General features: G+C 64.0%; 15 protein-coding genes. 7 read left to right on the forward strand and 8 right to left on the reverse strand.

The features are described from left to right. Window positions 1-25 precede the first annotated feature (25 nt). From CK222_RS19270 to CK222_RS19280, 3 genes are all read left to right on the forward strand, one after another. A complete protein-coding gene (locus tag CK222_RS19270; RefSeq protein ID WP_095801444.1) occupies window positions 26-877 on the forward strand; it encodes a DUF1236 domain-containing protein in 852 nt (283 codons plus the stop codon). A 316-nt stretch (window positions 878-1193) separates the two neighbouring features. Beyond that, window positions 1194-1427 (forward strand): polymerase, encoded by a 234-nt coding sequence (locus CK222_RS19275; protein ID WP_095801445.1) that lies wholly within the window; start codon window positions 1194-1196, stop codon window positions 1425-1427. Window positions 1428-1841: 414 nt separating this feature from the next. Continuing rightward, a complete protein-coding gene (locus tag CK222_RS19280; RefSeq protein ID WP_245299725.1) occupies window positions 1842-2189 on the forward strand; it encodes a hypothetical protein in 348 nt (115 codons plus the stop codon). Between the two features lie 283 nt (window positions 2190-2472). Here the strand turns inward: CK222_RS19280 and CK222_RS19285 are convergent, their stop codons facing one another. From CK222_RS19285 to CK222_RS19305, 5 genes are all read right to left on the reverse strand, one after another. Further along, window positions 2473-2880: a hypothetical protein gene (locus tag CK222_RS19285; protein WP_095801446.1), complete on the reverse strand. Its 408-nt coding sequence runs from the start codon at window positions 2878-2880 to the stop codon at window positions 2473-2475. Window positions 2881-3640: 760 nt separating this feature from the next. Continuing rightward, window positions 3641-4579 (reverse strand): hypothetical protein, encoded by a 939-nt coding sequence (locus CK222_RS32345; RefSeq protein WP_164896086.1) that lies wholly within the window; start codon window positions 4577-4579, stop codon window positions 3641-3643. 430 nt (window positions 4580-5009) lie between these two features. Further along, window positions 5010-5420: a TadE/TadG family type IV pilus assembly protein gene (locus tag CK222_RS19295; RefSeq protein WP_067321690.1), complete on the reverse strand. Its 411-nt coding sequence runs from the start codon at window positions 5418-5420 to the stop codon at window positions 5010-5012. Next, window positions 5410-5850, reverse strand: coding sequence for a TadE/TadG family type IV pilus assembly protein (locus tag CK222_RS19300; protein ID WP_067321694.1), 441 nt, complete (start codon window positions 5848-5850; stop codon window positions 5410-5412). The genes CK222_RS19295 and CK222_RS19300 overlap by 11 nt, the downstream gene beginning before the upstream one ends. 4 nt (window positions 5851-5854) lie before the next feature. Further along, the gene (locus tag CK222_RS19305; protein WP_067321698.1) at window positions 5855-7108 is read right to left on the reverse strand and encodes a pilus assembly protein TadG-related protein; all 1254 of its coding nucleotides are present in this window, start codon (window positions 7106-7108) and stop codon (window positions 5855-5857) included. A 280-nt stretch (window positions 7109-7388) separates the two neighbouring features. Between CK222_RS19305 and CK222_RS19310 the strand changes: the two genes are divergently transcribed. Further along, entirely contained in the window at window positions 7389-8606 is a 1218-nt protein-coding gene (locus tag CK222_RS19310; RefSeq protein WP_095801447.1) for a TadE/TadG family type IV pilus assembly protein, read from the forward strand. Between the two features lie 23 nt (window positions 8607-8629). Here CK222_RS19310 and CK222_RS19315 read toward each other — a convergent pair whose 3' ends face one another. After that, window positions 8630-8866, reverse strand: coding sequence for a hypothetical protein (locus tag CK222_RS19315; RefSeq protein WP_095801568.1), 237 nt, complete (start codon window positions 8864-8866; stop codon window positions 8630-8632). Window positions 8867-9345: 479 nt separating this feature from the next. On the opposite strand from CK222_RS19315, the gene CK222_RS32700 reads away from it, so the two are divergent. From CK222_RS32700 to dinB, 3 genes are all read left to right on the forward strand, one after another. Continuing rightward, complete coding sequence (locus tag CK222_RS32700) at window positions 9346-9630, forward strand: hypothetical protein (RefSeq protein ID WP_067001023.1); 285 nt, start codon at window positions 9346-9348, stop codon at window positions 9628-9630. Between the two features lie 742 nt (window positions 9631-10372). After that, window positions 10373-10753: a cupin domain-containing protein gene (locus CK222_RS19330; protein WP_095801448.1), complete on the forward strand. Its 381-nt coding sequence runs from the start codon at window positions 10373-10375 to the stop codon at window positions 10751-10753. A 401-nt stretch (window positions 10754-11154) separates the two neighbouring features. Beyond that, entirely contained in the window at window positions 11155-12417 is a 1263-nt protein-coding gene (dinB, locus tag CK222_RS19335) for a DNA polymerase IV (protein ID WP_095801569.1), read from the forward strand. Window positions 12418-12650: 233 nt separating this feature from the next. Here dinB and CK222_RS19340 read toward each other — a convergent pair whose 3' ends face one another. Then, window positions 12651-13535: an aldose 1-epimerase gene (locus CK222_RS19340; protein ID WP_245433100.1), complete on the reverse strand. Its 885-nt coding sequence runs from the start codon at window positions 13533-13535 to the stop codon at window positions 12651-12653. Then, window positions 13522-14277, reverse strand: a complete 756-nt coding sequence (locus tag CK222_RS19345) for an SDR family oxidoreductase (RefSeq protein WP_095801449.1) — start codon at window positions 14275-14277, stop codon at window positions 13522-13524. The genes CK222_RS19340 and CK222_RS19345 overlap by 14 nt, the downstream gene beginning before the upstream one ends. Window positions 14278-14282: the final 5 nt, after the last annotated feature.

Below are 14282 nucleotides of genomic sequence, written 5' to 3' on the forward strand. Positions count from 1 at the left end.
GACCGACTTTCCGAGGAGAAATCAGATGAAGCATCTTCTGATCACGAGCATGATCGCGCTCGGCGTTGGTTGCGGCGCCGCGATGGCGCAGACCGAGTCCGTGCAGCCGAGCGGCGGCGATAGTTGTGCCGCCGGCCAGGCCGACTGCCCGAAGGGCGGCAAGGCTGGCGAGCAGGCCCAAGGCAAGATGAAGTCTCAGACCGAGCAGAATGCCCAGGGCACCACCAAGATGAAGACTGAGCAGAATGCCCAGGGCGAGGCTGGCACCAGCACCGAGCAGAACGCCGAGGACAATACGCAGCTGAAGAAGAAGCAGCAGGCGCAGGGCAAGGCCGACACAAAGACTGAGCAGAACGCTCAGGACAATACCACGCTGAAGAAGAAACAGCAGGCCCAGGACAAGACCGGCACCAGCACCGAACAGAATGCTGACAGCAACACAAAGGTGCAGACCGAGCAGAATGCTCAGGGCAAGACCGGCACCACCACCGAGCAGAACGCCCAGGGCACCACCAAGATGCAGACCGAGCAGAACGCCCAGGGCACCACCAAGATGCAGACCGAGCAGAACGCCCAGGGCAACGTCCAGACCGACCAGGACAAGACGGCCTCGATCACCAATGTGACGGTCGAGCAGCGGACGCAGATCACGCAGATCATCCGCGAGACCAACGTCCAGCCGGTTCGCGATGTCAGCTTCGACATCTCGGTCGGGGTCGAGGTTCCGCGGCAAAAGATCCGGCTGCATCGCCTGCCGGCCCGCATCGTCAAGATCGTCCCGGCTTACGAAACCTATATGTATTTCGTGCTGGCCGACGGGCGCATCGTGATCGTGGATCCGGACACCTACAAGATCGTCGTGATCCTGGAGGCCTGATCCAGACAGCATTTCAGACAGGAGGCCTGCCGTGCCGCATGGCATGGCGGGCTTTTCTTATGTCGCTTCAGCCGCGGGCGCAAACGCCCCTCTCCCCGAGGCCGGGGCAGCCCCATCAAAGCCTTATCGCCCGCCCCCACCGGAACACAGCCGTCGGACTGAGGTCTGGTTTGGCAGGGCATTGGTCCCCCTCTCGAAACATACAGGCAGTTATCTTGTTGGATCATGACTGGCGAGCATAGGTCCCTTCATCGTCGGTTGTTGTTGCACCCGCCGCTACCTGCGATGCGGCGGGTGCTCCTTTTGGGGGTGCTGCATGCAACTCGGAGAGATCATTGCGAACCTGTTCGCCGCCGTTCTTCTGATCGGCGTTGTGGCGCTTGTGTTCTTCGCAGGCGGCAGGCCACTCTGGCCGGATCGCGAGGCCAAGATGGTCATCCTCTTGCCGCCGGATGCCATGAGAACGGGATCGGTCAGGGCGCTGGCGCACGTTCGCCTGCCCGACGCCTTCGATACAAGAATGGTGCAGCCAAGGCCCCAATCCCGATAGCCGGTGGGCCAGCCCCTAGCCGGCCGCGACGTGATCCGGCCGAAATGGGGGTCAGAGCTAACCCTCCACTTCTTTCGCGGAAAGGCGGAGAGGCCGGCCTCCCGCCGATGAAGGGACGTGCTCGGCGGGCGGGCACTGCGGCGATCGTCAGAGGGCGTCAGCACAGCAGCATTGCGGCAGCGGCGAAGACGATGCGCGTTCCAAAAGCAGGCGCAACAAGCCAGCGCGCCGCGTAGACGCTGCCGTCCATTAGCTACTCCTGATCATCGTTCCGCGAGGGAACGGAATCGGCCTCGGCTGGGTTCCTCAGGCGTAGGTCCTTCGGCGGGCCGGAATTAAGACCTATGGCAAGGGGTCTGCGTGAAGTCTTGCGATCCTGGCGGAAAAAGTGCAAGGGTCAAAATGGGTAGAGCAATGGGCGAGATCGTCGAAGACCCTAACTGGTCGCGGCGCTCGGTTGGGCAAATGTATTTTCCGCAGTTTCTTGTGGGAATGACGGCAACGCTTCTGGTGGTTCTCGGCTGGACCTTCATGTCCACCGGGTCCGTCTGGCAGTCGCTTGGCTGGACGTTCCTGGCGGGCGTGGTGCTGCAGGCAGGCTACTTCGTGGCCGTGCTGTGGCTCGTGCAAGCCGAAGGCCGGGCCACGGACGAGAGCAAGGCGAGCGACGCCGGCGCCCCCGCCAAGCTGCCCGGCCCGTTCGAGCGCGACGGCATCGTCCACGCGCTCATCTCGCGGCTGTTCCCGAGGCTGCTGCCGTAAGGCGGCTCAGCGTCCGGCCGAAGCCCCGACGCCGTCATCGTTGGGCGTAGCGACGCGAAGCGGAGCGAAGACCCGAGAACCCACGCTGTGACCTCGTCGAGGAACGCAGCGCGGCGGAATTCTCAACCGTCGTAACGCTCTGAGCTTACGGCCTGCAGTCTGCGCCGCGTCGCTTCGCTCCCTGCTCCGCCACAGGATGACGTGCCAATCTTGGCCGCGTGCGATCGAGCAATTGAGCGCGTCGCACTGGGCCGGTTCAGGCGACGCGCTGTTGGGTGCACCGTTACTGCGCCGGAGCGACCGTGGCCGAGCGCACCGTCTCTGCGGACGAGAAGACGATGAAGGCAAAGGTCAGCACCGCGGCGGCGACGATCAGCGAGCCGATCGCCACGACCGGCTCGATCTCCGGATGGCCTGCGGCCAGCATCCAGTAGAGCGCCGGCAGCATGATCACGAGGCCAACCGTGTAAAGACCGTAGTGGATCATGGCGATGCGGCGCTCGGCCTTGGCCGGATTGAGCGCGTAGTAACCGCCGAAGATCGCGCTGGTCACCCAGCCGAGAAGGTTGATGTGGGCGTGCGCCGGGAAGGCGCCGTGGTCGCCCGAAATCGCCATCTGCAGCCCGGCGGCTATGCCCAGGATGAGAAAGATGCTGGCCGTCTTGAAGAAAAGCTCCGAAACCCGTGGCATTTTGTTGTCCTCCCAATGCCCTGTGAAATCCCTCACCCGCTAAGTCTACACACCGCAATGCATATTAGCCACACGACAGCGACGTTTTGGTGTGCATTGCGCACAGCGTCAGGCGAGGCAAAAAGACTCGCAAGGTCGGCGGCGGCGGGGCAGCGCTCCCGGGCCTGCAGTTGTTTTCCCCAATGCAGGGCGGCTCGCAAAAGAAATTGCCCGTTCCCCATTCCAACGCCGGCTTTTATATCGTAGTACGACATTCACAGCGAGATCTCGGGGGTGGCAACCGGGGCCGGGAGCTGACCACGCAGCTCCCGGTCAAACTCGTTTTCGGCGCGCCGATTTTCGACTACCCGGTCTGCGTCACCGCCGTCGGTTCTGCCACCGTTTCAAACACGTGGCACAACGCCGACCAAAACCGACGAAAGGCTTCCAGCGGTGCGGACGCCGAGGGATTTTTAGCTATTCCTTAACTAATGTTATTCGGTCGGTACACCCCCGCATGTTAACCTTCGGACGCGGGTAGAAGCCGTCTGACCACCTCGGCTTTTGCTACTTTTGGGCTCGCCTCAAGGGCGAGCCTTTTTTTGAACTCCGCCCTGTGCCTCGGCGTGGCGTTTCTGCTCGCCGCAACCAGGATTCCCCCCGGCCTTCCCTGGATCAGTAGCCATCGTTCCAATGCATTGCCGTCAAGCCAAACAAAATGCCGCCGGGTCGCCCCGGCGGCATGCATGCACTCCACTGCGGCAGGTTCGCCGCGTGTGCCTTATGGCGTGGACGTCGCCGCGGCCGCCTGGTCGATCTTGTCGGCCAGCACGTCCTTGGCCCAGTCCGTCACCTCCTGATCGACCGGCTTGTTGGCCATGTCCTGCAGGGCGGCGTCGAGCGTGGCGTCATCGGGGGCAGGGTTAGCGGTCACCGCAGCCTGGGCATCCGTGACCGCCTGGGTGTCAGCGGCGATCGCGGCGTTCTGGGCGTCGATCTGCGCCTGAACGTCGGCAACCTGCGCATCGAAAGCCGCCTTTTCCTCGGCCGTCATGTTGGTCGTGTCTGTTGCATTGAGGTCGGCGAGCTGTTGGGTGAGCGTGCCGAGCTGGGCCTGGTCGGCGGCCAGCTTCGCGTTTGCCGCGTCAAGCTTGGCCTGCGCGTTCTGGGCTACGGCGGCCTGGGTCACATAAGCCTGAATGCCCGCGAACTTCTTGCTCTTGGAATTCATGTAGGCATTGATGTTGCGCTGGAGCGAGTTCAGCCGGCCGAGCTTGGCATGGATGTTCTTCTCCTTCGGGGTGGCGGCCGTAGTGGTATCGTCCGTCGTGTCGTCATCGGTTGCATCGTCGACCTGCGACTTGGCGGCCTTTGCCGATGCCGACTTGCCGTGCGAGGCGCCGCTGTTGCTGCTTTGGCCCTTGCCGCCGCCGTTGCCGCCGCCGTTGCCATTACCGCCGCCATTGCCGTTACCGCCGCCATTGCCGTTGCCGCCGCCATGGCTGCCGCCATTGCCGTTGCCACCGCCATTGCCGCCGGCTCCGGCGAGTGCGGGAGCAGCCGCGAGCGCCAGAATGGCAAGCGAAGCCAAAAGTGTTTTCCGGATTGTCATCATGTTTCTCCGCAGGTGAATCGCCACCAATGCCCAACCGCTAGATCGCGTCATATGAGATTTCCCTAACGGCTTGGAGTAACTTTTAAACAAATTCGGTGGCGGCAAGAGAGTATCCCGAGAAGCAGCTCCGGAAATCCTGCTGAACACCTGTTAACTTGCTGAAATTATTGCGTAAATAAATGGGCTAAGGCCAGGTCCGCCCTCTGGAACAATGAAGGCCCACCTCCCGTCGGACCATGGGCCCAACGCTATGCGGCCAGCGTCCGTCGAGGAGTACAAGACGCCTGTTTATAAAGGCGATTTTCGGACGTGCGCGGCATCGTTTCGGGCAACCCGCGGGAGCGGTGATGCCACCAGCGCTTGGGGCGCGCTACCGAGGTGTTCTTATCCCGCTTTGCGGCCAATCCCAGATATATACTTATATATTCTTCCTCGGCATGCCCTGAAGCGTGTCGCAATCTTTCGGCCCACACAGCTTGTTAAGCTTAGCCCTGGCTTTGACCCGAAACGAAGTCCCACTTTGGGGAGACGTGCTTCAGCTGTTGATCAGCGGCACGGTGACAGTGGTCGAGTAATTGATCGGAAAATCGCTGAAATAGGGAAAGTTGATGACGAAGGCATAGCTGGCGCTGACATGCGCCATCTTGAACCCGCCGCTCGGCGGGTCGGTGGTGATCGTAACTGTCACGTTCTGCAAGCCGAGCGCCTGTAGTTTCTGCGTCGCGATCGCCTGGATCTGAGCCTGGGTCATCGTCCTGTCAAGCTGCAGCGAGCGCGCCGAGGCCTCGAGCGCATAGCGCACGCTGGACTCGTTGTTCATCGACCAGCCGAAGGCGAAGATGCCGAACAGAAGCATGATCAGGAAAGGCACGATTAGCGCGAACTCGATCGCGGCGCCGCCAGAGGCGTTGCTGGCAAACAGCCTGGTTTTTTGCTTAGCGGACACGGACCACCTGCTGATGGCTGAGCGCGCTATTGCCCGGGAAGACGCCGAAGGTGAACGGCGGAACCCAGGTGCCCGACGCCTGGATCTGGACATAGATGGAAGGTACTTTCGATCCCGCACAGGTGGTCGACGACGTGACCACGGTCGTTCCGCATTTGTAGGTGCGTGTCACCGTGATCGCCGCATCGGAGGGTTTCTTCTCCCAACTCGCAAGAGCGGCGGCCTGAACGGCGGTGTCGTCTCCCCCGCCGGCCAGCAGCAGATTCGCCGCCGTCTTCACACCCGCCCGCATCGCCATCGAGCTGGTGACATAGGACCAGCCATCGGCGATTCCGAACAGCGCGACGCACAGCACCGGCAACACCAGCGCGAATTCCACCGCGGCCGCGCCGGAGCGATTCTTGCGGAAGCGGATCGCTGCCGGCGCCACGCGGCTACTCGACAATCGCAACAGACGGGGCGGCGGGGATGTCTTGCAGCCCAAGGCTCGAGCAGTTCTGGTTGATTGTGGAATTGCCCGACCACTGGATGGTGTCGGCCACAACCTGGGTGCAGCCGTTCGCGCCCGAGAAATTGCCGAGATAATTGACCTGCTGCTTGGGGAAATAGATTGCCCCGGTCAGCGAAGAAGTCGCCGTGCCGTTGAAGGTGCTCTGTGCGGCGTTGCCCGTCCTGTCGCCATAAAACAGCACGCCGGAATAGGTCCCCGAGGTCGGCGCGCTGAGCGTCACCGTGGCGTTGCCGTTCATGCTTATGGTGTTGCTGCCCGTCATATAGATGGTTACGCCGTTGGTGCAGGGTGCAGCGCAGGTGATGACCGCGCCGGCGTTGATCTTCAAATTGCCCTGGACAACGTAAGTGCCGGAAGAAAGCGCGACATTGCCGTTGAGGTTCATACCATTGCAGTAGGTACCGGGCTGGATTGTTTGCGTTGACTTGCCGCTGTTGACATTCTGGCAAGAGCCGCTGGTCGAGGGCGCCGGCAGGCTGGAGAACGGATCGGACGCGGGCAAGGCCTGGGTTATCGGCGACTTGCAGGTCGTGGTCACCGGGTTGTTCAGCGAAACGCCGCCGACCGAGATCAGGCAGTCGGCCTGAAGCCCTGCCGACCCCTGGACCTTGATGGCGTCCGCGGCGCTCGAATTCGACATGACCGAGCAGCCGGTCAGCTTGACGCTGGTGCTGCCGGAGAAAAGCGCCGCCTGCGAGGCCGACTTATTTAGCGCCAGCACGCAGGCCTTGGAAGCATCGGTAATGAGCGCCACCGCCCTCGCCTGCTCCGGCACCTTGGTCTGCGTGAAGATCGAGGTGAACATCCGGTCGAGGTTCTGGTTGAGGATGACCTCGACTGCCTTCTTGGCCGTGTTCGGCCCCGAGGTGGGCGGCGTGTGGACGGTGATGGTGCCATTGCCGAGGCCGTTGTCGGTCGCCGACTGGGTCGCGGCCGCCGTGATCGTCGCAGTGTCCGATCCCTGGATCTTTTCCAGCGCGCCGGCATAGGCGGCGGCGTCCGCCGTCGCCTGCAGCTTCAGGCTCGAATAGTACCAGTAGGACGTCTCGACGCCGAGCCCTGCCCCGCCGACGACGATCGGCAGGGTGAGCGCGAAGATCGTCGCAACATTGCCGCTCTCGCCGCGCCGCAGGCGGCGGGAGACGAACTGTCTGAAAATCCGACCGAATGTGTTCATGGCCGAGCGCGCCCAAGCTATCCCAGCCACCACGTTCAACACCCGGCGATAAACGAATGGCTAATTTTTTTCCTCGACTTGCGATTTTCAGACCCTTGCATGCATATTTACCGCCCTGCGCGGCCACGACTCAGACTTAGGTCCCACTCTATATAGGACGTTAGGTCAAGCTGCGGATAAATCAGCGATTTTAGCTTTTGCTGCATTTTATCTTTTTCGGAAATCGGTCGTAGAGACGGCTGGAGTAGTGTCTCTGCCGTTTCCGGCGAGGGGTGCTGCCATGATCAGACGGTTCTGGGCTTCGACGCGCGGCAATTTCGCGCTGGCGACCGCAATCGCCATGGTGCCGCTGATGCTTGTCGTGGCCGGCGCCGTCGATGTGGCCGGCACGAGCGACGACGCGGCGCAACTGCAGAACTCGCTGGACGCAGCCGGGCTGGCGGTGGGCACGAAATACCAACCGACCATGTCGGCCGGCGATGTGCGCCAGCTCGGCCTGACTTTCTTCTCAGCCAATCTGAGCGTCGCCGATGCCGGCGAATATTCGGGCAGCGTCGGGGCCTTCCAGGCAGCGGCCAGCGGCGATCCGAGCGGCTACACCATCGCCCTGTCGTCGAGCATCAGCCGTGCGGCTTTCATCAGCGGCGCGCCGGCCTGGCAGGCGACCCGCTCCGCCTCCGTCGAGGTCAAACCCGGGGCGCAAGCGTGCGTTCTGGCGCTCGATCCGCATGTCGGCTCCGCCGTCAACCTGCAGGGCTCGACCAATGTCGCGATGAACGGCTGCGTGATCGCCGCAAACTCGGACGCGGCCGACGCCATCGACCGCGGCGGCTCGGCCCTGCTCAGCGCGGCATGCGTCTCGACGGTCGGCTCGACCTCGGGGATAACGCCGCCCAACGCAACACTCTCGTGCGACGCACCGCTCGAAAACCAGTACGCATCGTTCGACCCGTTGGCCAATGTCACCCCGCCCGCTTATGGCATGTGCCAATCGATGCCGAACGGCAAGACGGTCACGCTTTCGCCCGGCACCTATTGCGACAAGACCTGGTCAGGAAAGATCACGCTTAATCCGGGCGTCTACATCCTGCGCAATGTCACCATAAAGCCCGGCGGCAACGGCAGCCTCACCGGCCAGGGCGTGACGATCTTCCTGATGGAAGGCTCGCAGCTCTACATCAATGCCAATGAGCAGGTGAACCTCTCGCCGCCGGCCAGCGGCGCCTATGCAGGCATCACCATCTTCCAGGCCAAGGGCAACACCTCGGCGCTGACGATCAACGGCGGATCCGGCTCGGTGGTCAGCGGCTTCATCTATGCCCCCGACGCGGCGATCTCCTATGCCGGGAATTCGGACATGAACGCGCAGGGCAATTGCCTGCGGCTGGTCGGCAATACCGTAGGCATGACCGGAAACTCGGCGGTGAAATCGGACTGCGCGGCCGAGCTCGGCAATCGCGAGATGTATGCCGGCAGGATGATCACCCTGGTGAAATAGCGCCGCTCTTCTTCAAGGGGAAATCAGCACTCGCCGACGATATCGGCGCCCGGCTGTTCGTCGAACAACACCGCGCAGCCGCGCTGCAGCGCCACCTGGCTCAACGCGTTCGCCGCCGCTTCGTCGGACGAGACGAAGTCCCCGGTCAAGACGCGCAGTTCCTCGACGGCTTTCGACATTGAAACAAGGCGCCCAGCCGCGCCATCGCTGGCGCAGGCGTCGACGACGCAGAGAAGATCGATCAGTTCGAAGCTGTCCATGGCGGCCTCCGCCCACAGGATCCCTTCGCGGAAGACAACGGCGTGACGGGCGGCCGGGTTCCGCTCGGAGTGGTGCATCATGATTTGGCGACAGCCTGGGCGGCCCGCGCCGAGATCGAGCGAAGCGGCAGGCAGGGCTTAAAAGCACGTCGCGCACGCCTGTGGTCGGATCGACCGGCAAAAGCGCGGCGAACAGGTTCGCGAATCTCGGCAGACTGCGGGATTGTGGGAGTTGCCCGCCACATCGCAGGAAATGGCGGGCAACTCCACTTTCAAACCGCCGATGAAGGGACGTTACTCGACGGTTGTGCCACAATGAGTTGTGGGCCTACTTGTTTCCGGAAATCGCCCATTCGGACCTCTGCGCTCAAAGGTGCGGCCTCAGGTCCCGCCTGACAAGGGACCGTGGCCCGAAAGCAGGAACATTCCAGCTTTGGCGCCGTTGCCACGACATCCCAATCGGCAGAGGAGAGGAAACCATGGCCGACAGACCTACAGTTGTAAACACCAGTGGCGGGGGCGGCGCCGGCACAGCCGTGGCCATCGTTCTTGCCATCATCGCGATCGTGGCCCTGCTGTTCTTTACCGGCATCATCAATGTCGGTGGCCGCACCGGCGGTGGCGGATCGACGGATGTCAACGTGAAGCTCGATGCGCCGAAGGTCGAGGCGCCCAAGGTGGAGACGCCTGCGGCACCGTCGACGACGCCGGCACCCGCACCGGCCGCACCGGCTCCGGCCCCGGCGCCGGCCAACGGCGGCTGATCCGCCAGGCGCAACCGGCAGGCCGGCTGCGCGTTTATCGAATGGCTACTCCAGCTTCGGCCCGCGCATTCCTCTGGTAGGCGCGGGCCCTTTTTCTCTCGGGCCCTCTTTTCTCGGGCAGGTCCGCTCAGTCATCCAATTCCATCGGCCGATGGCCCGGCCTTTGATGCCAGACGACCTGGCGGAAGTCCGTCAGTTCGACGACTTGGTCGCAGGTCGGACAGATATAGTTGTCGCAGCACTGGCGAAGCGCCGGCGGAGTGCGGCGCACTGCCCCGACCGGCGGACGGGTTTCCGTTTTTCCTACCTGATGAAGCATCGATTCCTCCCAGTTTTTCTGATTTTTCGAGTATCGCCTTACACCCGGCTTGGCCTCGCCTATGGCGGTTTCGATGGGCGCGGTGAGCGCGCGCCCGCGAGCGGAAATGAAAATGGACTATCGCGGACGGGGCCTGGCTTTGCCGCGGCGCTATTGGCGAAATTCACTTGCCGAGGGTTCACAGGATTCTCCCCAAGGGGCGAGAAACGGGGTGGCCCCTCAACCACCGTCGTGCCAGGCGCAAGGAACAGCAAAACACCGGCAGAGCGTGCTTGCAATAGGGCCTGCGCGGCAAAATCGATTTCGCGCCGCGCCCGGCAATTACATTAGCAATCATTCATTGAAAGGCGTATCAATCCAGCGGCGGTCGCCGACGATCGCGCGTCAGGCCCCGCTTGCAATCCTTGGAAATGGGAGGATGCCATGGCCGAAGCTGCAATGAAGGTCACCAAGCTCGAATCCAAGTCGCATAACAATCCCGACGAGGTTCGCTCGCCCGCCAAGACCCGCGTCGAAGTGGTGCGGCTGCCGGGCTACACGCTCGGGCGGCTCAACATGGAGCCGGGCTGGAGATGGTCCGAATGCGTGAAGCCGGTGGTCAAGACCGACAGCTGCCAAGTCTCGCATGTCGGCTATGTCGTGTCCGGGACGATCACCATACGCATGGACGATGGGACGCAGAAGACCTTCGAGGCCGGCACGTCCTATACCATCCCGCCCGGGCATGACGCCTGGGTGGAAGGCAATGAGCCATTCCAATGCATCGAGGTGCTCAGCGCCGAGCAATACGCCAAACCGGCCTAGCGGCGGCTGTCGGCGAAGGGACGGCCGATCCCCCATGTGGGACGATCAGAGGGGGCGCTGTCCCGCCATCGTCTCAGAACCTGGATCTCCGGCTCGGCCGCACTTCGTCATCCTGGTCTTCGCGCGTCGCTCGGCTCCTGACTTCGTCCTGGCATGACGCAGTTTTGGGCCGCGATCCTTCGCGCCCCTCCCTGGTCAGCGGTCAACCCGTCAAAGGGGAGCACACCGGCGCAACCGGTCAAAGCCCTTGGTTGTGACGGGTTGCAGATGTTCTCATACCCAGCTGGCCGGCTTGACAGGAAACTCCTTTTGTTCTCTTTATGTTCATACGCATTACCGCTTACAACAGTTGCTGCTAATGCTGCGATGCCGCAAAGCGGATGGATGGAGCCGGGAGCGCGATGGCCGCCACGAACGCCGCTTCGGCCGCTACGATCCTGCATGCCGATCTCGACGCCTTCTACGCCTCGGTCGAGCAACTGCTCGACCCGTCGCTGCGCGGCAAGCCGATCGCGGTCGGCGGCGGCGTAGTGCTTGCCGCTTCTTATGAGGCGAAGATTTTTGGCGTGCGCGGCGGCATGCCCGGCCGCAGGGCGCGCGAGCTCTGTCCGCAGCTCATCTTCGTCGGCGGCCGCTTCGGCGAATACCAGCGTCTCGGCGACGCCGCGATCAAGGTGCTCGACGATTTCACGCCGCTGGTCGAGCGCATCTCGATCGACGAGGCTTTCGCCGATGTCGCCGGCTGCACGCATCTGTTCGGACCGCCGGACGAAATTGCGCGAACCATCCGCCGCCGCGTGAAGAGCGAGCTCGGCCTGCCGATCTCGATCGGCGTGGCCCGGACGAAGCATCTCGCCAAGATCGCCTCGCAGGTGGCCAAGCCCGACGGGCTGGTGGTGGTCGAGCCCGGCACCGAGCTTTCCTTCCTGCACGATTTGCCGGTGTCGCTGATGTGGGGCGTCGGTCCGGCAACCAAAGCCAGGCTCGCCGAGATCGGCGTCGAGACGATCGGGCAATTGGCGCGCACGCATAGCGGCGCGCTGGAGCGGCTGATCGGCCATGCCGCCGGCCAGAAGCTCGCGGCCCTTGCCTGGAACCGCGACCCGCGCCGGCTGGAGACGCATCGCCGCGCCCATTCGGCCGGCGCGCAGTCGGCGCTGGGCCGCAAACCGGCGCTGCCGCGCGTCTTCGTGCCGACGCTCCTGCATCTCGCCGATCGCGTCGCCAGCCGCCTGCGCGCCAAGGACCGGCCCGGCCGCACGGTGACGGTGCGCGTGCGCTTTGCCGACATGCGCGCGGTCACGCGCTCGGTGACGCTGGAGCAGCCGATCCAGGCGACGGCCATGCTCGCTGACGTCGCGGAAGAGCTGGTCAGAGGCGTGCTCGCCGCTCACCCGGGCGAACGGGAAATCTCGCTGCTGGCGATCTCGGTCTCGCATCTGGAAGAGCATGCCGAGCTGCAGCTCGAACTGCCGCTCGGCCTGGCGGACGAGAAGCTGAAGCCCGGCAGCCGCAAAGGCCTCGCCCGCTTCGGCGCCGACCGCGCCATAGACAAGATCCGCCAGCGCTTCGGCAAGCAGGCCGTCGGCTACGGCACCGTCGCGCTGCAAGCAGCGCGCTCGGTGCCGGATGAATTCAGGGAGCTGGCGGAGAAGGAGCTGTGAGGGAGGTGCTTCGGCATCTGCTCTGCGGCGCTGGAGATTGGCGAAAGCCGACGCGCCGTCCGATCTCCCCCTTGTGGGGAGATGTCGCCGAAGGCGGCAGAGGGCGTCGCCGCGCGTGAAGCGCCGGCGTCGTCGGCGACGAAGACAATGCTGGCGATCTATGAGACGACCCTCTCTGGCCTGCCGGCCGTCTCCCCCTCAAGGGTTGAGATCACGCGCTCGGTCGGCTGCCCTCAACCCGCCACCGCCCAGTCCAGCCGCATCGCCGCGCTCATCGTTTGCCCATCTTCAAGCACCGTCAGCCCTTCGCCGTGATGCGCATCGACCGGGTGCGACACCGGCTCGAAGCAGAAGAAGTCGGCGTCGGATGACGGGGAATAGAGGATATAGACGCCAAGCTCCGGCGAGGCGGTGAGCGTGACCCCGATCCCCTCCTCGAGCTGCGCGATCGAGGCGCGACGATTCCAGCCGTCGAAGGCGTTGTTGACCCAGTCCCACGGCAGCGGGATGGAGCGCGAGAAATCCCAGGCCGGGCGCTCGCTCACGGGCACCACGCCGACCGGCAAATGGCGCTCGTCCTCCAGCCAGACACGCCTGGCCTTGGCCTCGAGCAGGGTTGTGTCGCCGCGCGGGAACCACGGATGGAAACCGAGGCCGTAAGGCAGGCGCATGCCGGCGCGGTTCTCCACCGTCAGCCGCGCCTCCAGCGCGCCGTCCCGCAGCGCATAGGTCACGGTAGCCGCATAGCGGTAAGGACCGATCGCGCCCTCGTCGAGCACCAGCTCCGCCTCGGTGTCAGTGCGGCGGGCGAGCCGCCACGGTTTTTGGAGACCGTCGCCATGGATCGGAAAGGCTTCGCCCGGAATGTTCGGCGCGACGGCGTGGAAGCGGCCGTCGAAAGTGAAGCCGCCGCCGGAGATGCGGTTCGACCACGGCACCAGGAGTTGGCAGCCGGACGTGCCGGTGCCATCGCCCGGCTTCAGCAGCGGAACCGGCGCGCTGCCGATCACCAGCGCGTCATAGCGCGCGATCGCCGCGCCCTTCTCAGGCGCCAGGACCAGCCTCGCCTGCCCGTCGTTCAGCTCGACCGCGCCGGCCATATCCTCACCAGCCGCCATCGATGGCGATGTTCTGGCCGCTGATCATGTCGGAGGCGGGTGAGACGAGGAACAGCACGAGCTCGGCGACATTGTCAGGCTCGATGCGCGTCTTGAGGCTTTGGTTCTCGAGGATCCAGTCATTGTACTGCTTCAACCGGTCGCCGAAGACGCGCGCCTCCGCCTCCGAGACCACCGCGCCCGGCGACACGGCGTTGACGCGGATGCCATGCGGCCCGAGCTCGCGCGCGAGCGACTTGGTGAGCCCGAGCATGGCGCCCTTCGAGGCGACATAGGGCACGTAGCCGTCCCAGCGGCCGTTGATCGTGATCGAGCAGAAGTTGACGATCTTGCCGTAGCCCTTCGCCTTCATGCCCGGCGCGCAGGCCCGCGCCAGCGCAAAGGCGGCCGAGGAGTTGACGCGGATCTGATCCTCATATTCGGCCAGCGAGAACTGCTCGAACGGCCGGTTGATGATCAGCGCCGCGTTGTTGATCAGGATATCGATCCCGCCTTCCTTGGCCGCCAGCGCGGCAACAGCCGCTTCCGCATCGGTCAGCCGGTTGAGATCGCAGCCGACGAAGGCAATATCGCCCCTGGCCTGCCCGGCAAGTCCCGCCACCGTCTGCTCGGCATCGCCGATGTCGGGGCGGTCGAGCACCAGCACGCGCGCGCCGTCCCGCGCCAGCGTCACCGCCTGGGCCCGGCCGAGCGAGCCGAGGCCGCCCGTCAGCAACACTTTACGACCAGCGAGTGCCTTCATTGCCT

It is taken from the genome of Mesorhizobium sp. WSM3866, assembly GCF_002294795.1.
Classification (GTDB): domain Bacteria; phylum Pseudomonadota; class Alphaproteobacteria; order Rhizobiales; family Rhizobiaceae; genus Mesorhizobium.